At 53.7% G+C, this 18,732-nt stretch carries 16 protein-coding genes; 2 read left to right on the top strand and 14 right to left on the bottom strand.

Translation table 11 applies throughout. The features are described 5' to 3' along the window. Nucleotides 1-69: 69 nt before the first annotated feature. A complete protein-coding gene (gene amrB, locus X474_RS18990; RefSeq protein WP_044351174.1) occupies nt 70-873 on the bottom strand; it encodes an AmmeMemoRadiSam system protein B in 804 nt (267 codons plus the stop codon). Nucleotides 874-1,302: 429 nt separating this feature from the next. On the opposite strand from amrB, the gene X474_RS18985 reads away from it, so the two are divergent. Next, entirely contained in the window at nt 1,303-1,920 is a 618-nt protein-coding gene (locus X474_RS18985) for a Yip1 family protein (protein ID WP_197282190.1), read from the top strand. 172 nt (nt 1,921-2,092) lie between these two features. Here the strand turns inward: X474_RS18985 and X474_RS18980 are convergent, their stop codons facing one another. Continuing rightward, nucleotides 2,093-3,832: a glutamine--tRNA ligase/YqeY domain fusion protein gene (locus tag X474_RS18980; RefSeq protein WP_044351172.1), complete on the bottom strand. Its 1,740-nt coding sequence runs from the start codon at nt 3,830-3,832 to the stop codon at nt 2,093-2,095. Nucleotides 3,833-4,246: 414 nt separating this feature from the next. On the opposite strand from X474_RS18980, the gene X474_RS18975 reads away from it, so the two are divergent. Continuing rightward, entirely contained in the window at nt 4,247-4,774 is a 528-nt protein-coding gene (locus X474_RS18975) for a type 1 glutamine amidotransferase domain-containing protein (protein ID WP_044351170.1), read from the top strand. 161 nt (nt 4,775-4,935) lie between these two features. Here X474_RS18975 and X474_RS18970 read toward each other — a convergent pair whose 3' ends face one another. The 12 genes from X474_RS18970 to X474_RS18915 form a co-directional block, all read right to left on the bottom strand. After that, nucleotides 4,936-5,181: a phage tail assembly protein gene (locus tag X474_RS18970; RefSeq protein WP_044351169.1), complete on the bottom strand. Its 246-nt coding sequence runs from the start codon at nt 5,179-5,181 to the stop codon at nt 4,936-4,938. Nucleotides 5,182-5,356: 175 nt separating this feature from the next. Then, nucleotides 5,357-5,929 carry a transglycosylase SLT domain-containing protein gene (locus X474_RS18965; protein ID WP_052515410.1) on the bottom strand — a complete coding sequence of 191 codons (573 nt, stop codon included), beginning with the start codon at nt 5,927-5,929 and terminating at the stop codon, nt 5,357-5,359. Nucleotides 5,930-5,935: 6 nt separating this feature from the next. Then, nucleotides 5,936-6,487 carry a hypothetical protein gene (locus X474_RS18960; protein WP_044351167.1) on the bottom strand — a complete coding sequence of 184 codons (552 nt, stop codon included), beginning with the start codon at nt 6,485-6,487 and terminating at the stop codon, nt 5,936-5,938. 245 nt (nt 6,488-6,732) lie between these two features. After that, on the bottom strand, nt 6,733-8,301 hold the full coding sequence (locus tag X474_RS18955; protein WP_044351165.1) for a purple acid phosphatase family protein: 1,569 nt from the start codon (nt 8,299-8,301) through the stop codon (nt 6,733-6,735). 390 nt (nt 8,302-8,691) lie between these two features. Beyond that, the gene (locus X474_RS18950; protein WP_044351164.1) at nt 8,692-9,702 is read right to left on the bottom strand and encodes a P1 family peptidase; all 1,011 of its coding nucleotides are present in this window, start codon (nt 9,700-9,702) and stop codon (nt 8,692-8,694) included. A 213-nt stretch (nt 9,703-9,915) separates the two neighbouring features. Next, on the bottom strand, nt 9,916-10,692 hold the full coding sequence (locus tag X474_RS18945; RefSeq protein ID WP_044351163.1) for an enoyl-CoA hydratase/isomerase family protein: 777 nt from the start codon (nt 10,690-10,692) through the stop codon (nt 9,916-9,918). A 10-nt stretch (nt 10,693-10,702) separates the two neighbouring features. Beyond that, the gene (locus X474_RS18940; RefSeq protein WP_044351161.1) at nt 10,703-11,587 is read right to left on the bottom strand and encodes a 3-hydroxyacyl-CoA dehydrogenase family protein; all 885 of its coding nucleotides are present in this window, start codon (nt 11,585-11,587) and stop codon (nt 10,703-10,705) included. Nucleotides 11,588-11,626: 39 nt separating this feature from the next. Continuing rightward, a complete protein-coding gene (locus X474_RS18935) occupies nt 11,627-12,460 on the bottom strand; it encodes a DUF169 domain-containing protein (RefSeq protein WP_044351159.1) in 834 nt (277 codons plus the stop codon). Continuing rightward, entirely contained in the window at nt 12,444-14,405 is a 1,962-nt protein-coding gene (locus X474_RS18930; protein WP_052515409.1) for a TRAP transporter permease, read from the bottom strand. Before X474_RS18930 ends, X474_RS18935 begins: the two co-directional genes overlap by 17 nt. Before the next feature lie 81 nt (nt 14,406-14,486). Beyond that, a complete protein-coding gene (locus X474_RS18925; RefSeq protein ID WP_044351157.1) occupies nt 14,487-15,629 on the bottom strand; it encodes a TAXI family TRAP transporter solute-binding subunit in 1,143 nt (380 codons plus the stop codon). Nucleotides 15,630-15,848: 219 nt separating this feature from the next. Continuing rightward, nucleotides 15,849-17,216 carry a phenylacetate--CoA ligase family protein gene (locus X474_RS18920; protein WP_052515408.1) on the bottom strand — a complete coding sequence of 456 codons (1,368 nt, stop codon included), beginning with the start codon at nt 17,214-17,216 and terminating at the stop codon, nt 15,849-15,851. After that, nucleotides 17,200-17,991, bottom strand: coding sequence for a FadR/GntR family transcriptional regulator (locus tag X474_RS18915; protein ID WP_044351156.1), 792 nt, complete (start codon nt 17,989-17,991; stop codon nt 17,200-17,202). Before X474_RS18915 ends, X474_RS18920 begins: the two co-directional genes overlap by 17 nt. Between the last annotated feature and the right edge of the window lie 741 nt (nt 17,992-18,732).

The raw sequence follows: 18,732 nt of genomic DNA, 5'->3' as shown, positions 1-18,732 counted from the left end.
AGATAATGAAAAGGCCTGCCGCCAATTTAAAGGAGCAGGCCCGTTAACAACTAAGCGTTGTAACAATGCTCAGCTGACCACCACCCCGGCATAGCCAACCACCTGTCTGTAGTCGTTGTTCACAGCTCCACTATTGGTGTATTCCAAAAGCCGCGCCTCTTTGGCGCCCAATTCCAGGGAAGCGACCAGGCATACGGTTGTGGGCAACACCCCGCACATGGAAATGCGGGCTTTCCTGACCACTTCGTAAAGGCCTTGGGGGTCCAGAGCCATAATCCTATCCAGGGCCTTTTGGTCTTTTTCTTTTGCAACCTCGGCCGGTTCGTAATGGGTCATGTCCGTACTGGCCAGCAAGAGGACCGGCTCACCGGCTTCCTTGACAGCCCTGGCCAAGGCCATGCCCAGATCCTGGCAATGTTTCCATTCCAAAATGGAAAGGCAGATTGGAGTTAAAAGCAGATCGTCCCTCAAATATTGCAAAAAAGGGACCTGCACCTCAAGGGAATGTTCCATGGCATGGGCGGTTTTATCCTCGCGCAGCAAGGGACAATGGCTTTTCAGGATAGTGCCCAAATCTTCATCCAGCTTAACCAGGCCCAAGGGGGTCTCCCAGGCGCCTCGGGACATGATGGCGGCCGGGCTGCCCATGCCCCGATGGTTTGGGCCCACCACCACCACCTTACGCGGTATCTTCACACTGGAGATGACCTTGCCTGCCACCGCTCCAGAATAAACATACCCGGCATGAGGGCTGACTATCATATGAGCCGGGCGGGCTTTTTCGCTGATAGACAAAAAACCTCGCAACATCCGGCTAAGTTCACTGGCGTTGCCCGGATAGAACTGGCCGGCAACCCAAGCTTGACGAACCATGTCTTGCCTCCAGAAACGTAATTAGACCAAGATGACCTTGGCAACGTGACGCATTTTGGCCGGAAAAAATTCCAAAATGTTCAAAGCCTGATTCCTTCCCCGACCAAAAGAGCCAATCCGAGAAAGACTCCTGGGCAAGCCGATGGCGGTCACCCAAGTCACACAGCCAAAACTACTTCATTCCAATGGCTTATCTGAAACCATTTATAAAAACCCCAAAAAACGCCAAAAGCGTGATTTTTCCGGAACACTTTTCCTTCCTGCTATTAAACTAGCTAATTAAGCCATAGCGCAACCTGTTTTTGGCTGCAACCCGGCTCACAATAGGTGTATTGTAGCGTGAGGATGTTTTTTATCTTTTTTCAACAAAACACCCCGGCACTTTATATTCTTAATCAGACATCTTTTAAAAACAACAAAGGAACGGTCATGGATTATCAGAATCAGTCCCCCGGCCAAACCCCGCCACCTCCACCACCGCCACCCAACAGCAATGAGGCCGGTCTGCTGCCTTGGGAAAAAGAGCAAGGCACCGTATGGGACCGGCTCTGGCAGACCTGGCAACTGGTGATGTTCAAGCCCGCTCTGGCTTTTGGTCCCCTTTCTTATTTCGACTGGCGTCTGCCCTTGGCCTTTGCAGCCATAGTCACCCTGGCCCAAATGGTTATCAGTTTACTCTTCAGCGGCATGGGGGGCGGTTTTTCCTATTCCCTGACTTCAATCATATTCAGAAGCCTTTTCCTGCTGGCAGTGGGCCTGCCGATATTAAGCGGCCTGCTCATGTTCTTCCTGGGGCTTTTCGGGGCCAAAACCACTTTTTCCCCTATCTTCAGGCTGGTTTGCTATAGCAATGCAGCCTCCATCCTGACCCTGATCCCTGTTGTGGGGCCTTTCGCCAACCTTGGCTGGTCTATTTATATACTTATGAACGGCACCGCCCGCCTGACCGGAATGCCGCCGGGCAAGACGGCGCTGCCTGTGATAATCGCCATTTTCGCCCCACTCCTCCTGTTGGTTGTGCCTATTATGCTCATGTTCGTGGGCTAAAAAAGCCAAAGACCGATTTTATGGCCTTTGGCTTTTTTTGCGGGACATGGACGACCCGCCGAATTGCGAGACTTGCTAAAGACGAGTAACTCGAGCCAGCAGGCAAAACCACATTTTTGCCTACTGGCAATCTGCCAAAGTCCAGGAGGACTTTGGCAGCAAGAATAACCTGTTATTTTTTCTTTTTAGCAGCCTTTTTATTTTTACCGCCCTGAGCCGCGGCCTGCTGCTTAAGTATCTTGGCCCAGGTATCGCGCAGGGTGACTATACGATTAAAGACCAGGTGGTCTTCTGCGGAATCCTTGGTGTCCACGCAGAAATAACCGGTGCGCTCAAACTGGTACCTCTCACCGGGCTTGGCCTGCCCCAGGCTGCGCTCCACCCGGCTCTCGGGAAGGGTCTCCAGGGAATTGGCGTTCAAGTCCTCGACAAAATCCTTGCCTCCCTCACCAGGCCTGGCCACCTCAAAGAGGCGGTCATAAAGCCTCACCTCAACCGGCACGGAATGGGCGGCGCTCACCCAGTGGATGGTGCCCTTCACCTTGCGGCCGTCCGGCGCGTCTCCGCCCTTGGTCTCAGGATCATAGGTGCAATGCACTTCCAGGATCTCGCCTGTTTCTTCATCCTTGACCACGTGGGTGCAGGTGACAAAATAAGCCCAGCGCAGGCGAACCTCCCTGCCCGGAGCCAGACGCCAGAACTTTTTAAAAGGCTCTTCCATGAAGTCGGTCTGTTCCACATAAAGCTCCTTGGAAAAAGGAACCTTGCGGAAGCCCATCTTGGGCGGATCATCCGGGAAGTAAGGAGCTTCAAGCTCTTCCACCAGATCATCGGGATAATTGTCTATCACCAGTTTCAAGGGGCGCAGGATGCCCATGACCCTGGGGGTCTTGGTGTTAAGGTCTTCCCGGATGGCGTTTTCCAATTTGTCTATACCGATCCAGCTGTCTTTTTTACCCACGCCGATGCGTTCGCAGAAGTTGCGTATACTCTCGGGGGTGAAGCCCCTTCTGCGCAGACCGCTGATGGTGGGCATGCGCGGGTCGTCCCAGCCTGAAACATATTTCTGTTCCACCAGCTGCAGGAGCTTTCTCTTGCTCATAATGGTGAAATCCAGATTCAGGCGGGCAAATTCAATCTGCTGGGAATGATACACTTCAAGGGCATCCAGAACCCAGTCATAAAGGGCCCGGTTGTCTTCAAACTCAAGGGTGCAGATGGAGTGGGTTATGCGCTCCAGAGAATCGGACAGGCAATGGGCAAAGTCATACATGGGATAAATGCACCATTTGTCCCCGGTGCGCTCATGCCTTACCTTGCGTATCCTGTACAGGGCCGGGTCCCTTAAGATCAGCTTGGGAGAGGCCATATCTATCTTGGCCCTTAAAAGCCTGGAGCCGTCCGGAAACTCACCGGCCCGCATGCGCTCAAAGAGATCCAGGTTTTCTTCCACCGAACGCTCCCGGTAAGGACTGTTCTTACCCGGCTCGGTCAGGGTTCCCCGATACTGGCGGACCTCTTCCGGGCTCAAGTCGCAGACATAGGCCTTACCGGACTTGATAAGCTGAACCGCAAACTCATAAAGCCGTTCGAAATAATCCGAGGCATGGAAGAGATTCTCGCCCCAGTCAAAGCCCAGCCACTTCACATCCTCGATAATGGCCTCTTTGTATTCCTCATCTTCCTTGGTGGGGTTGGTGTCGTCAAAACGTAAATGACACTTGCCGCCCTCGTATTCCTTGGCAATCCCAAAGTTAAGGCAGATGGATTTGGCGTGGCCGATATGCAGGTAGCCGTTGGGCTCGGGTGGGAACCTTGTCACCACTCTTCCCCCCCACTTACCGGTCTTGGTGTCTTCGGCCACAATGTGGCGGATAAAGTTGGGTGAAGGTTTGTTACCATCCGTAGCCATGGTAAGGCTCCTTTATTGATTGGGTTATAAGGTGAAAAACGATATACGGACGCAGCCAAGCGGCCCATCAGACGCATATTCGCCCCTGAGGCCCGGCTTGTCAACCAAGTCATACATATCTGTCTGAAAAGGAACAAGCGCAAATCTTGTCCTTTAACGGAAAACTACTATGTCGGGGCCAAGTCTACCACTCAATAAAACCAACGGGCAAAAACCAATTGGTATTTTTTTGCTTAGTCAAAGGTAGTCTTTTAAGAAATCCCATGCAATCGGTAATTGGTGGGTAAAGATAAAGATGGAAGAAAAGCCCCCTCATTGGGCGCCCCCTGGGCAGACATTGCCCCTGAAACTGCATTATAATAACTATAATACTCAGCGGCCCTTTTTCGTAAACCATAAAAAAGGACCAGAGCCATGGAGCTTAAAGGCAAAAAAGCGGCTATCCTGGTGGAGGATATGTTTAACGAGCTGGAGTTGTATTATCCTTTTTATCGCCTCAAGGAAGCCGGGGCCAGGGTGGCCCTGGTGGGATCATCGGCCCCTCACACCTATCAGGGGAAGTCAGGTCTTACAGCCACCTCGGAACTCTCGGCCGTGGACACCATCCTGGATGATTTCGATGCGCTTATAATCCCCGGCGGCTATGCCCCGGATCACATGCGCCGGCACCAGGCCATGGTTGATCTGGTGGAAAAAGCCAACAGGCAAAACAAAACCCTGGCCGCCATATGTCATGCGGGTTGGCTGCTGGCCTCGGCCCGGGTTTGTCCGGGCAGGCGTTTAACTTCATTTTACGCGATTAAAGATGACCTGATCCACGCAGGTGCAGACTGGGTGGATGAAGAAGTGGTGGTGGATCGAAACCTGGTAACCAGCCGCACCCCGGATGACCTGCCCGCCTTTATGCGGGCGGTGATCCAAAACATGCTTAAAGAAAAATAAGCCGAGGCCATGGACGGCCCGCCTAATTGCGAGGCTTTCATAAGGCGTGTGATCCGGAAACGGTTGGTAAAACCACATCTTCACCAACCGGCATCTGGCAAAGCCTGGGAGGATTTTTTCGGCGAGCCGGCCCTGCGGATTTTTCCGTAGGGCCTTTCAGGTTAATCCAAATATTTAAGAAGCGTCTTTTGGATATTTAAAAAATCGGCCATATCCAAAAGAGCCAGGTCTTTTTCAGAACACCCGCTTAAACGTGCGGCCAGAAACAGGTCCTTGGCCAGTCCGGTGTCCTTACCGGCTTCAGAGACAGCCAGGAAATCCGCCACCAGGGGTCGTCTGAACTCAAGACAGCGAACGGTTTGACCTGCCAGGTTTATAGGTCTTTTTAAAGTGATTTGTTTTCCCATGTGAGGTTACCTTTAAACCGGTTGTTCGAACGCCCGGAACCCATATAAAAAAAGATTTATCCAAAGGTGCTTGCCAGGGCTCAGGCGGCATTAAGAGCCTTGACTTCACCTGGCGGAAAGGCCGCCTATCCTTACCCTTTTTCCCGGGGCAACAGGCGTTCGAAGCCGGTTTAATTCATTTTTTTCTCAACCAAATAAATTCATTAAAATATTTAAGAACTTTCCATACATAGCCCTTTGTCTCTTGAGCGTGACCACCTGTAACCCGCCCCAACATGGGAGCCAGGCATTCCCAGGTGCGGCTGCAGAGCCCTTTTCTCTCTGCCAGCTTCTGGGCCTTAAGCAGGTTGCCCGGTCCTGCGTTATAAGAGGCGAAGACCAGCATCAGCCTCTCCCTTCTTGTCCTCGGTGCATGCCAAAAATCCCAGAGTTTTCGATCATAGGCCACGCCCATCAGAATATTCAGCCTGGGATCAAAGGGCAGATCAAACACGCCCAATTTTCGGCTCACCTCACGGGAGGTAAAGGGCATGAGCTGCATAAGGCCCCTGGCCCCGGCCCGGCTCACAGCTAAGGGGTCCAGGGATGATTCAGCCATGGCCTGGGCCTTGAACCAGCGCCAATCCACAGCCAAGGCAAAAAACCTTTTGGCGCTTTTCCGGAAGTGCCGGTCATAGTCGGGGTGAGCAAGCGCAAATCCGGGCAATAAAAGAGCCAAAGCCAGGACCAGAGGCAAAAGGTGTTTCATAATCGATCAACCCACCACCAAACCCACCATTACGGCCAGGCCCAAAAAGCCCAGCCCGGCAAAACAGGCTGCGGCCAGGTTGCCTTGCTTAATGGCGAGGGAAGTGGAAAACCCGCGCAACATGAGTTTGTCCAGCACGCAGAACCAAAGCAGCGCGGTCACCAAAAATGCAATCAAGGCATAAGTTAGGTTAAGGGCCAAGGGCAAAAGGCTCATTTGCATAAGCTCAGATTGCCAGATGCCCTCTCCTGCCCAGGCACTGTTTGGAACAATCAGTAAAAACAGACAGATAATGGCGGCTGAACCTCCCTTACCTGGCAACTCCAAGGGTTGCTTGGCCTTCAGGCGGCCCCAAACAGCCAAGCCCAGGCCCCCGCCCTCCAGAATCAGAAAAGACCCGTCGATAAGTTGCCCGGCCAGTTCACGGGTTGTTTCCTCATCCAAGTTTGCTCCGAACAGCCTTTGGCCCAAGATGCCCAACCCCGCGGCCAAGATGCCCAACATGGTCTTGGACTTGAAAAAACTCTTAGCCTGGCTCGAATTTCCAAAAACAGCCATTTTTATTCCTTTCCCAGCCAACAGAGGGATTACAACAATTCAAGCTGATTAATTGCCTGGTTGCTTACTGAAAGGAGGATAACGCCTGTTTTGAGGGGTTTTGCCGATTACGGCTCATGCAGGAAAAAACAGAAAGAAGTACACGGGAAAACGCCTGGATAAGCTTCTTTGTGCTTGACGGAAATAAAAAAACCGCCCCTTAAAGCAATTGCTCGGGGCGGTTATCAGTACAGGATTAAAGAAGACTATTTCTTGGAGCCTTTTACGGGACGATTGATTGAAAAGGTGTCAATCTCCTGGCCGCCCGGCTTCATAACCGAAACAACCATGGCCTCGGGATTCACATCCACCCTGGCAAAATGATAGTCCAAGGCAAACACCCCCTGGTAATCCTTGGGCGGCTTGCCGTCCTTGGGCCAGGGGCTTTTCAGGGCGGCTCCTCCGCCTCCCAGAGTCACATAGGATATACCTTCCACGTCTTCTCTGGCATAAAAGGGATTCTCACCCTGCAGCACCAGATTCACCCCGTATTTTTGGAAAAGGGGTTCAAAAAACTCCCTCACCTTGGGATCGCTTTTGATCGGGGCATACAGGGGGCTGTTGATCATAACCACCAGCCATTTACCCTGATTTTCATTTAAATCCTGTTCAAGCCATTTATACTGCGCACTCACCGGCCAGGCATTCCAGCTGACTTCAAAACCAAGTTTGGGGTCCATACGGGTGGGGAATGGATCCAACACTATAAAATGCACCTGACCATAATCAAAGGAATAGTAAAAATCCTTGGATTTGGGCAGCCGGGTGGTAAGCATGGATAATGGCCAATATTTATGAAAGAAATGCCCCCCTGTGCCGTCTCCGGGCGGTAAAAACCAGGGATAACGGGCGATCTCGTGTCTGCCCAGGGCTCCAACCAGGGGAACTGACCCTAAAAACTTTTGTATGTGCTCGAAATCCGGGTTAAAGAACTCGGAATCCCAGTAAGACTCATCCATACCAAAGGTCACAAAGTCCCCGGTATGCAGACAAATTGTCTGGCGGCGGGCCGGGTCCTGGGCTATGTCCTGCCTTATGCCCGCGGCCACCAGGTCATGGGCCTGGGGAAAACGGCGGGTGTTGCCATAGGCGTAAAAGCTGACCTCAGGGGCTTGACGTGAAGGCGGGGTTTTAAAAGAGCCTTTATAGGTCTCGCTATTCACAAAAACCCGATAAAAGATGGTGGTGTCAGGCGAGAGGTTTTTAATGGTAAAGGAATACAGATTCTCATCCAGACCCAGGCTGTCCACCCCAACGGGCAACTCCCCATAGCTGGAGTCCTTGCCGCCGGAACGTTTGAACTGGGGGTCTGTGGACCACTGAATACTGGTGGAGTCCGGCTCGCCGGTTGTCTGCCACATCACGGTCATGGTGTGAGGGTCATCGTTAAAAATCAGGTAAGGGGTTTTTCGGATGATCTGTTCGGGCCTGGTGCGGGCCGTAACCCTGGCTACAACCCCTTCTTCACCAACCATACGGTATTCATAGGTGGTATCGGGCTTAAGCCCCGTATCCTCATAGTCTTGCCTGGCGTCCTGGGTCAGAATCTCTTTTTCCCGCACCAGTCTGCAGACACAAGTTGGACAGCTGCATTCTTTACCTGGGAACCATCCCAGATTGATCTGATTGTCGCTGGCTGCATAGGCGTGCAGCCTGGGAGGTGTGTAAAGCGCTGCCGGGGGCTTTTCTTCAACCGGAGCGCAGCCTGCAAAAAACAGCAACAGATTGGCCAAAACCAATGGCCACCCTAAAAAAAACCAAGATTTGGTACGCATTTATGCCCCCTTACCCATCTACCTGATACTTGCCCCAAACCTGTGTAAGGCCTGGCCAAGTTTATAAAAATCGTATTAACAGGAAAAAAATGTGCAGCGCGACAATCCCTTTTACGCAGCCTTTTTACACTACCTCAAAAAGCCAGGCCGCTTATGCACCCCCCCGGACACGCACCCAAAAAAGAATAGACCAATAATAATCATGCCTGTTTTAAGCAGCCAATACGGATATATAGTGACATAAAAAAGCCGCATCTGTCCAGCTAATGAATCCGGCCTAGTAAATGATCCGGCAAAGCGGATTTATGCACAGGGTTTATTTATAAACCTAAAGGAAAAGTAAAAGAACGTGTTGCACCACCTCAGCCTAAAAGCAAAGCCCTCAACATATCAGTCCCTGGGGGAAAGATCCTTGAACGAAGGCCACCCCCCCATGGTCTTGGCCGCCAGAACTCCCTTGATTATGGCCCGGCTCAGACAATCGGCCGCGGCATGGCCTATCTCACTCACAGCCGTGGCTTCGGCAGGGCCAAAGACCCCCGGTTCTCTTGGGAGTTCCTTTTCACAGGTGGCAAGGGCAAAAATGGTATCGCCGTCAAACATGGTGTGAGCCGGACGAATTGATCGGGCCAGGCCGTCCTGGGCCATCTGGGCTATCTTGGTGCACTGGGCCTTATCCAGGACGGCATTGGTGGCCACCACCCCAATGGTTGTGTTGCGGGCCGGCTCAGGCGGCCAGGGAGGAAGCACCTTGGGCTGATTCACAGCTTCCCCCATCTCCCCATCCAGTTCCAAACGAGCCTCCCAGAAAAGGCCGTCCAAGGGATTCAGCAAAGAACCCAGGGAGTTCACCGCCACTAAAGCGCCCACTACAATACCGCTTTCCAAGATCTGGCTGGCTGATCCCAAGCCTCCCTTGACCCCGCCGGCCACAGCACCGGCGCCCGCACCACAAGCGCCCTGCTCCACCTGGCCCTCCTTTACCGCCTTAAGGGCCCGCCTGCCCCACTCGGCATTCACCGGAGGCACAAATTCCGCCCCGCGCCCCAGGTCAAAAAGAACCGCGGCCGGAACAATAGGAGCCACATGGCCCTTGTCATCCAAGGGAAAACCCACTCCTTTTTCCGAAAGGCCCCTGACCACGCCATCGGCGGCAGCCAGGCCATAGACCGACCCACCACTCAAAACCACGGCATGCACCCTTTGCACCAGGTTCACCGGGTTAAGAAGATCTGTCTCCCTGGTTCCCGGAGCAGCCCCCCTGACATCAACTCCGGCCACCGCCCCTTCCGGGGGGCAGAGAACACAAGTTGTGCCTGAAAAGGCCTTTTCATCGCTAAAAGAACCAACCTTAAGTCCAGCTACATCTGTTATGCAGTTAAATTCTCCGCTTGTGGGCATGATCGGCCTTTCCGTCCAGGTTAATGATCAAGGCATAACCAGCATAGCCTTAAGCTCTTGAGGGGACAAGCAATAAGCAGATAAAAAACCGGGCCCATGCGGACCCGGTTGGCAGATTTATTTCAACTTGATCTTCTGGAAAGCCGTTTAACAATAACCTGTTTTCAAAACGCGGATCAAACAACCCACAGGGAGATAGCCTTAAACCCGGCTTCATTTTCCTTTATAAACCGGCTTCCTTTTCTCTATAAATGCCTTTGCCCCTTCTTTCATGTCGTGGGTGGCGCTGAGCCCGGCCCAGATATCGCTCTCCACTTCCAGGGCCTCATGCAGGGCGAGGTCCCTGGTGCGGTTGATGGCCCTTTTGGCCGCGGCCACGCCCAAAGGCCCCCTTTTGGCGATCTTGCCCGCCAAATCCAGGGCCGCCTCAAGAGATTCGCCTTCGGGCACCACTTTTTCCACCAGGCCGTATTGCAAAGCCTGTTCAGCGGTTATGTTCTGGCCGGAATAAACCATCTCCTTAAAACGCCCCAGACCAAGAAAATGCAAGGCCCGGGCAGTGCCGCCGTTCCCCGGAAAAATGGAAAGCCGCACCTCCGGAAAACCCATCACCGCATTTTCTTCGGCGTAGCGCACATCGCAGCACAGGGCCAGTTCCAGGCCGCCGCCCAGGCAGAACCCCTGAATAGCCGCTATGACCGGCCAATGGAAATTCTCAACCACTGAATAAACGGCATGGCTTTTCATAAGCCGTTTTTTGGCGGTCTCAGGCTCCAAATCCAAAAAGGCCTTGATATCGGCTCCGGCTGCAAAGGCTTTTTCCCCGCCGCCCTTTAAGACCACAGCCCTTATCAGGTCTTTTTTTTCGTCCAGCTCCCAAAACACATCCCTTATGGCCATTTTGGTGGGAACGTCCAGGGCGTTTAAGGGCGGATTATTAATGGTCACAACAGCGATTTTGTCTCTGATCTCATATTCCGCCAGGGGCATCTTTATCTCCTCACTCGTCGGCCGGGCCCAGGCGCTTGCCTTCATTATCGTAACGATACCAGCCTGTGCCGGTCTTTTTACCCAGTTGGCCCGCCTTTACCTTGCGCCTTAAAATCATGGGCGGGTGCCAGCGAGGGTCTTTGGTCTCTTCATAAACAGCGCTTAAGGAGCCCAGGGTCACATCCAGGCCCACAATATCTCCTGTCTCGAATATGCCCATCCTGCGTCCCAAAGCCAGTTTCACACCCTTGTCAATATCTTCCACCGAGGCAACACCCTCTTCAACCACCCGCATGGCCTCCATACTGGAAGGCAAATTTATGCGGTTGATTACAAAACCCGGGCAGTCGCGCATGACCATGATCGGCTCTTTGCCCATGCTCTCCACAAACTCCCTGGCCAGGCTCAAGGCCTCCTGGCTGGTCTGCTTGCCCTTTATCACTTCAACTGCGGCCATCATCGGCACCGGATTGAAAAAATGCAGCCCCAACACCCTGCTGGGATTGGGCACAAAAGCGGCCAGATCGGTGATCGGTATGGCGCTGGTGTTACTGGCCACCAGGGCGTCTTTGGAGGCAACCTCACCTATCTGACCGAGCACCTTGCCCTTGACTTCCAGATTCTCAAAAACCACCTCGATTATCATCTCGGCGTCCGCAGCCTTATCCAAAGAGGTGCCGAACTCAATTAAGCCCATCACCTCATCCAATTGGCCCCTCACCTTGCCTTTTTCAATGAGCTTGCCCGCCGACCAGCTTATCTGCTTCTTTGCCTCATCCAGAACTTTTTGCTCCAGATCGCATAGAACTACAGAAATGCCGTTCTGGGCGCACACCTGGGCAATACCCCTGCCCATGGTGCCGCCGCCTACTATGAATACCTTTTGCACGGCCATATGCTACGCTCCAGCTTAAGCTTTAGATACCTTTAAAAATCAGCTCCCTTTTTGGGATTCGGCTTTTTCCCTGCTGTACTTTCGCAAATGTCTGGTGGCCTCGGAATAAGCCCCGGGCACCTTGAGTTCGGCCTTTACATAACTCGGCACAGGGTAAACCTGGCCTCCCTTGTGGCTAAGTTCAATCGCCTCGGCCATCTGGCCAATCAGCTCGCCGGGAAAGGAAAAACTCATCTGGCCCTCTTCCACGTGTCCGAATATGCGGTCTCCGTTACCCGGCACAATGTAGCGGGCCTCACCTTTTTTCACCACCTTGGTAATATATTGTGAACAACCCTGGGCTCCCGTGGAACTGCTCCTTATGGCTCCGCCCTTGTAGAACAAGGCCGCCTGCACCAGGCGCATGGCCTGGGCCGGGCTGCAATATACAACCACCACATGGGGCTCAAATCCGATCCTGCCCACAGGACCCGCCACAAGGGAGCTGACCGATCCCAAAGGCAGGGCGGGCACCTCTTCCATGCGCCTGGCCCTGGCCTCCTTGGTCTGGTTATAGGGTGTTACGGCCAAGTCTCCGTTTCGGTAGGCCGGGCTCATCTCCACCCAGCCCAAGGTTATCAGGCCGGTGGGGCAATCCAAGGACTCCCTGGTGACCATTACCTGCCAGCCGTAAAGCCGCACCATGGCCATGGCCTGGCAGGTGAGCACCATCTCGGGCAAGCCTTTGCCCGGCCTGCGCACCTTTTCCAAAAAGGAAGGGTTTTCCTTTTCTTCACTTTCATTCAAAAGGCGTATTCCCACTGCGGCCTGAGAGAGATAGAGCCTTTTTTTCAAAACCTTTGCCAAGGCCTCGCAATCATCGCGCCAGGACATCCGTATTTTCCTTTCCCCGCAACCAAAGCAAGCGGCGGCGCTTGAGCCATATTAGCAATACGCAGGCAAGTAACAAGACAAAACCGATTATGTCGGTAGTTAATTCAGGCGCGGCCAGCAAGATGCCTGCCGCAAAGAGAAAAGGCCTGATCCACAGATCCGGTTTGCCCAGGCCCAAGACCCAGCCTTCCATGGCCGCGCTGATAACCAGCACACCCAACAGGCAGCCGATTATGGCCTGGGCCACCTCCCAGGCGGGCCCTTGAAAAATCAGCCCCGGATTCAACACGAAAAAGAACGGCACAAAATACTTGACCACGCCCAGTTGCATGGATTTGAACCCGGTGCGCATGGGGTCTGAACCGGCGATCCCGGCGCCGGCAAAGGCGGCCAAGGCCACCGGCGGGGTTATGTAGGAGGCCATGCCCCAATACATGATGAACAAATGCACGGCCAATGGATTCAAATCGGATTGAACCAGGGCCGGAGCCAGGACCATGGCCAAAAACACATAGCAGGCGGTTATGGTCATCCCCATTCCAAGCACAAAACTGGTCACCGCCCCTAAGGTCAGTAAAAGCCAGGTCTGCCCCTGGGCCAGCTTGATTATCTCGCTGGAAAAAGAGTGGGCTACACCGGTTATGGAAAGGGCGCCGATTATCATGCCGATTGCGGCTAAAAGCGCGGCCAGCTCGGACAGGACAGTGCCCACCCCACGCATGAAACCGGCCCATTTGGCCAGGCCCATGCCGTCTTTTCTCTTAAGGCTGGCTTTCAGAAGAAGCACTCCTGCCGCCACAAAGGGAGCCCAGACTTCCCATCTGAGGTAAAGCAGCATCCAAACCAAGAGCAAAAGTGAAGCCGCATACACCCAACCTTTTTTAAGGGTCTCGCCCAGGCCGGGGAGCTGATCCCTGGGAATGCCCTTGAGCCCGCTTTTAGCGGCATAGGCGTCTGCCTGCAGGAAAAGCCCGGCATAATAGAGCACCGAAGGCACCAACGCGGCCACGCAGATATCCACATAGGGAAGCCCCAGGAATTCAGCCATGACAAAGGCGGTGGCCCCCATGACAGGCGGCATCAAAACCCCGCCGGTGGAGGCGCAGGCCTCGATGGCTCCAGCGTAGTAAGGCGGGTACCCGGCTTTTTTCATGGCCGGAATGGTTATGGAGCCTGTGGTCAGCACATTGGAGATGGAGCTGCCGCTTATACTGCCGAAAAGCGCGCTGGAAAAAATCGAGACCTTGGCCGCGCCGCCGCGTACAAACCCGAACAAGGCAGAGGCCAGGTCCAAAAAGAACTTGCCCCCGCCTGTGACTTGCAGGGCCACGGCAAAGACCATGTAGCCGATCAAGATATTGCCCACCACCCGCATGGGCAGACCGATTATGCCTGAAGGCCCCAAGGAAAAATAGGCCGCCAGCCTGGAGGGTCCGTAGGACATGCCCTGTAACAGGCTAGGCAAATGGCTGCAGTAAAGGCCAAAGGTGGCGAAAAAAAGGCACAACCCGCAGAAAACCGGGCCGCCCACCCTGCGGGCCGCCTCAAGCACCAGAACAACCAATAGGCCCGCGCTGATCAGGGGAATAAGGGGCGGGTAGACCTCCCAGCCCATATAGGCTATTTCCTCGGCATGCCAACAAAAGTAAAAATTGCAGGCCAGGGTGAGCCCGGCAAGTATGTAGTCGAAAAAAGGAGGGTTATTGGTTTTTGCCCTGCCCTTGACCGGATAGATCAAAAACACCGGGGGCAGGAACCAGGCCAGGAGCAGGTAATAATAGGCGCTTCCCATCAAGGTGCCTAAAAAATCAAAATGAAAAAGCTGGTAAAGGGCAGAGAAGACACCGGCCAGAGAGGTGGCTATCAGGTATCTTCCTGGCCATCCCTTTAAGTCTCTGCGGCGGGGCGGTGGATCCACTTTTTTTTCAGCCGCTTTCAGGTTCATGTCTTTTACCTCCCGCAGATGGCGGCAACAAATCTCGGTTTAAAAGGCCCTGACGGGACAACTCCCGCCAGGGCGTAATTTCTAGAAAAGTTTGTGATCCCGTGCGTATTGCTCCCAATACTGGGGCCATTTGGCCTGATCCCCGTCTTTTCCCTTAAACTCCTTTTGGGCTGCGGCATAACCGTCGAACCTGGCCTTTTCCTGGGCCAGGAGTTTTTCCTGCACCTTTTGGTGGTCAGCGGTCCAGACTCCGGCGGCCTTAAAAGCCTCTATGGATCCCTGGTGATAGGGCACCACAAAGGCGGAGTTATCCAGGGCCGCCTTTTGGGTCCATTTTTTCAGGGCGGCGTGCATATTGCAATACACGTCATAGCCTTTGTAAATGGAGTCTGTAATCTTCTGGCAAAGTTTGGGATTCTGGGCCGGGAAGGTCACCAGCCCGTAGTAATAAGAGGCGATCTCAGCCGGTTTATCAGAGGTGATGCCCGCGCCCTTTTTGGCTTCATAGGGGCGCAGATAAGGGCACCAGGAATTCAGCCGTTGCCAGCCGTCTTTATCCGAAGGGGGAGCGGCCAGCCATTGGATGCCGTGAGGCGAGGCGGCCAGTTCCAGGGCCGCGCTGGAGGTGACCAGGCAATGGGCCGTGTCGCTGGAACCTTCAAGCACAGACTTCCAGGCGGCTTTCCAGGAAGAAACCTTGACCTTTTTCACGTCTTTCCAGTCCAGCCCGGCAAAGGCCAGGTAACCTCCGTGGAGATAGGTGCAGGCAGGGGAGCCGGGGATAAAGGCCACCCTTTTGCCCTTGAGATCGGCCAGAGTTTTGATCCCCGCATCCCCCCTGGTAATCATCCCGGCCACAGCGCCCAGGTTGCAGCCATAGACCAGTCGCAACTGTTGGGGCCCCAGGTTGGGAGCGGCAAAAATCCGCAAGCCCCGACTGGCCATGAACTGGCCCGCGCCGGTCATAATGCTGAAGGCCGCCTCCTTGGTTCTCACCGGCATAAGCCTGGCCACGTCGGTTCCCGTGGGAGCCACCTTGACCTTTATGCCGCCCTTTTCCTCCACTGCCTTGCAAAGCCCCATGGATACGGCATAACCGGTTGATCCCACCGTGTATGTGGTGGCGCTGATCATCTTGGGCAGATCTGCGGCATGAGCGCAGACCGGGGCTGTCAAAAGTAAGAGCCCAGCCGCAAGCATCAATAGCTTTGCCGCTTTTTTCATCGCAAGCCTCCTCTTCTTGGCGAATTGTTGCCAGTGCATACCCCGCCCGTCTGAAGACACACCTCCCAGTCATGCCTTCAAATGGAAAGTAGGTTGCATGAATCTCTTGTTTGAAAGGGTTGGGCTAGTTAAAGTTTCGAAAATAGACTGGGCCAATAACAATGACGTCAGTAAAACAGGCTGTTGAGCTCACTTACAGACTGTTTTTACCAAACTCTTTTATTCATAGGCCTTTTCAAAAACAGGGGTTTTACTGGTTGAACGGGGCAGAGTTCCGGCCGGGGTCAGACTCACCTCAGGCCGCAGGCGCAGGCTGTCGTGAACCGCCTGGGCTATACGCTCGGCCAAGCCGTTTTGCTCGGCTCCGGCCAGCTGCCCGTTATATTCAACCTTAAGCTTTAAGGGCGGCTCCACCCTGGGCGGCGGTGCATCGAGCACAATGCGCATCTGACCGGTCACCCGGGGCTGGAACTTCATCACCTCCGCCTTGACCGCGGCCGGATACACGTTCACGCCCTTGACTATCAGCATGTCGTCCGCGCGCCCCACCAATTTGGCCCGAATGCCCTTGAACCCGCACCAGGGGCACTCGTCGAGTGAGATCTGAACCACATCCCCATAGGCGTATTTCACCAGGGGACAGGCTTGTCTGTGCAAGGAGGTGTGCACCATCTGGCCCACAGCACCATGCTCCAGGGGAACCGGCTCCTGGGTCACCGGATCGATAAGGTCAAAGTAGCTGGTGCAGACCTCGGGCGCCACGGCATGCAGCCCCTGATATAGAGGCGCGCCGCAGGAAACGCCCGGCGCGTGCCCGGCGGGAGACCAATAGTCAAAACTGGGGCATTGATAGGCTTCTTCAAGTTTTTGTTTTATGTTGGGGTCTTGAATGCCGGGTTCGCCGGTGGTCAAAAGCCCTTTGAGCTTAAGTTCCGAAACCGGATACCCCAAAAACTTTGGACATTTATCTATTAAGTAAAGGGCAAGGGAGGGTGTACAGGCCAAAAACGTCGGTTTGGTCAGGTTGGCGAACTTCAAGAAGGTCTCCGTGCCCGCCCTGGCGTCTATGTCTATGGGCAAGGCCCCTAAAAGGCGCAGCCCCCACAAGGTCATGGTGGTGGCATAGATGCCCAGGGTAAAGAAAAACAACCCCCTGTCACCCTTGCCCACCCCGCAAAGCGCCAGACGATGGGCCAGACGAGGGGCCAGAAAGTCCAGGTCATTTTTGGTAAAGGTGTAGGTAAAAGTCGGTACACCGGTAGTGCCCGAGGTGGTGCCGGTCAGATACAGATCCTCCACCGGGGCGCAAACATGAGTGCCAAAGGGATGCCCTTGCTCTAGCCTGGACTCCTCCTGACAGGCCCTTTCGTCTTCCTTGGTCATAAAGACCGGCAGCTTACGTAAATCATCAAAGGTTTGAATATCCTTGGGATCAGCCCCCGCTTCCTGAAATTTCCTTTTATAGAAAGTTGAGTTGGCATAGCAATAGCCGATCTGCTTTTGCAGGCTGGGGGCCAGTCTCGACTCAATCTCCGCTATACTAAGTCCCTCCATCTCTGATTCGTAGTAGCTAAACCGCTTTGTCATCAATTCCTCCCTGATCAAACAGATGTCTGGCAGGCATACCCATCTCAGCCTCTTTTTCCGCAAGCTTCACCAATTTGCGGCTTACGCTCTCCATATGTTCCGCATTGACTGAAGCGGCTTCTTCGCCCCTTCCCTGCTCCAAAAGATCCACAACCCGGCGATGACCACTTAAGGTGGCTTCAACCATCTCAGGAGAGGGCGGAATGGTGGCCAGATAATAGGAAAGCAACTTTAAGACCGCGCCTACATTCAGTTCCAAAACCGGATTATCGGCAATTCGCGCCAGCTGCTTATGAAACTCAAGGTTTTCGGCAACCCGCTTCTCCACATCCCCCTGACGGTAATAACTTTCCGCCAAGTCCACGTTTTGACGCAGTATTTTTATGTCTTCCCTGGTAATGCGTTGGGCCGCCTCTTTAATGACCAGCCCCTCTAAAAGCACCCTGGTCCTGGTGAGCTGGCTCACCTCCACCAGGGCCAGGCGCAGAATATCCGCCACCACCGGCACCAAGGAATTCATGTCTCTTTTCTGTACAAAGGTGCCCCCGCCATGACCCCGCTTTACGGTCAGCAGCCCGATGCTCTCCAAAATGCGGATAGCCTCTCGCACGGCGGAACGCCCCACTTCAAGCTGCCTGGCGAGTTCCGGCTCGGAAGGCAGTTGGTCCCCAGGCTTTAATTCCCCCCGGAATATGGCCACCCGAATCTGGTCCACCACCCTCTGATATAGGCTTTTTTCTCCCAAGGGCCTGAAAAGAGAGCCAGTTTCGGTCATAATAACCATCCTTGAACTTAATGTTATCTGATGTCTGACATCATATATCACACTAAAAAACATGGTGTCAATATGGTTTGTTGGATTACTGGGTGATCTAAGGAGGATCAGGCCTGAATTCATGCCCCAAAAAAGGTTTAAAAGCGGGACTATTCCTTGGATGCTACATAAAAAGCCTGTAGATATAAAACGTTACGCAGATTAACCGGTTTCAATTAAATAACAAAAATTAAAACCAAGGCGATTGCTTAACCAGGCCGAGGATTGGCAAGACACTAAGATGATGAAAAGGCGAACCACCTTAAAGAGAGCAAAAACTTAAATAGTGCCAGGCAGGTCAACCCTTTGGGATCGACGCACACGTCAGCGATTACCTCAGGCTGTTGACAAACAACCTGAACACGGGCCATGCCTCCCCCAAAAACCAAAAATTTCCGGGGATTCCGAATGACGGCCAGTCGAATCGCGAAGATTTCTAAAGACTCATAATTCGAGCCACTTGGCAAGACCGCATTTTTGCCAAGTGGGCTCTGACAAAATTCAGGAGGACTTTGTCAGCAAGCTATGACAAGACCGCAACCGTGGCTGCGGCCTTGCCTTACATCAATAAACTAAAAAACCCTTCACCTCTCCTGTCCCTGCTGACTTGGGCCGGGGCTCCACAGGGCGTGTCCGGCCTTTTGCCACCAGAGATAAAATGGAACCCCGGAAGCGGTGATGCCCAAGCCGATCAAAGAATCT

Origin of the sequence: Dethiosulfatarculus sandiegensis (genome assembly GCF_000931935.2) — a bacterium.
Taxonomy (GTDB): Bacteria; Desulfobacterota; Desulfarculia; order Desulfarculales; family Desulfarculaceae; genus Dethiosulfatarculus; species Dethiosulfatarculus sandiegensis.
The sequence above is the reverse complement of the archived record's forward strand: the minus strand, read 5'-3'. Positions and strand labels throughout refer to the sequence as shown.

What these genes read in the sequence shown, in the direction of transcription:
- amrB (WP_044351174.1), bottom strand. Translation starts at nt 873, where the DNA reads ATGGTTCGTCAAGCTTGGGTTGCCGGCCAGTTCTATCCGGGCAACGCC.
- X474_RS18985 (WP_197282190.1), top strand. Translation starts at nt 1,303, where the DNA reads ATGGATTATCAGAATCAGTCCCCCGGCCAAACCCCGCCACCTCCACCA.
- X474_RS18980 (WP_044351172.1), bottom strand. Translation starts at nt 3,832, where the DNA reads ATGGCTACGGATGGTAACAAACCTTCACCCAACTTTATCCGCCACATT.
- X474_RS18975 (WP_044351170.1), top strand. Translation starts at nt 4,247, where the DNA reads ATGGAGCTTAAAGGCAAAAAAGCGGCTATCCTGGTGGAGGATATGTTT.
- X474_RS18970 (WP_044351169.1), bottom strand. Translation starts at nt 5,181, where the DNA reads ATGGGAAAACAAATCACTTTAAAAAGACCTATAAACCTGGCAGGTCAA.
- X474_RS18965 (WP_052515410.1), bottom strand. Translation starts at nt 5,929, where the DNA reads ATGAAACACCTTTTGCCTCTGGTCCTGGCTTTGGCTCTTTTATTGCCC.
- X474_RS18960 (WP_044351167.1), bottom strand. Translation starts at nt 6,487, where the DNA reads ATGGCTGTTTTTGGAAATTCGAGCCAGGCTAAGAGTTTTTTCAAGTCC.
- X474_RS18955 (WP_044351165.1), bottom strand. Translation starts at nt 8,301, where the DNA reads ATGCGTACCAAATCTTGGTTTTTTTTAGGGTGGCCATTGGTTTTGGCC.
- X474_RS18950 (WP_044351164.1), bottom strand. Translation starts at nt 9,702, where the DNA reads ATGCCCACAAGCGGAGAATTTAACTGCATAACAGATGTAGCTGGACTT.
- X474_RS18945 (WP_044351163.1), bottom strand. Translation starts at nt 10,692, where the DNA reads ATGCCCCTGGCGGAATATGAGATCAGAGACAAAATCGCTGTTGTGACC.
- X474_RS18940 (WP_044351161.1), bottom strand. Translation starts at nt 11,587, where the DNA reads ATGGCCGTGCAAAAGGTATTCATAGTAGGCGGCGGCACCATGGGCAGG.
- X474_RS18935 (WP_044351159.1), bottom strand. Translation starts at nt 12,460, where the DNA reads ATGTCCTGGCGCGATGATTGCGAGGCCTTGGCAAAGGTTTTGAAAAAA.
- X474_RS18930 (WP_052515409.1), bottom strand. Translation starts at nt 14,405, where the DNA reads ATGAACCTGAAAGCGGCTGAAAAAAAAGTGGATCCACCGCCCCGCCGC.
- X474_RS18925 (WP_044351157.1), bottom strand. Translation starts at nt 15,629, where the DNA reads ATGAAAAAAGCGGCAAAGCTATTGATGCTTGCGGCTGGGCTCTTACTT.
- X474_RS18920 (WP_052515408.1), bottom strand. Translation starts at nt 17,216, where the DNA reads ATGACAAAGCGGTTTAGCTACTACGAATCAGAGATGGAGGGACTTAGT.
- X474_RS18915 (WP_044351156.1), bottom strand. Translation starts at nt 17,991, where the DNA reads ATGACCGAAACTGGCTCTCTTTTCAGGCCCTTGGGAGAAAAAAGCCTA.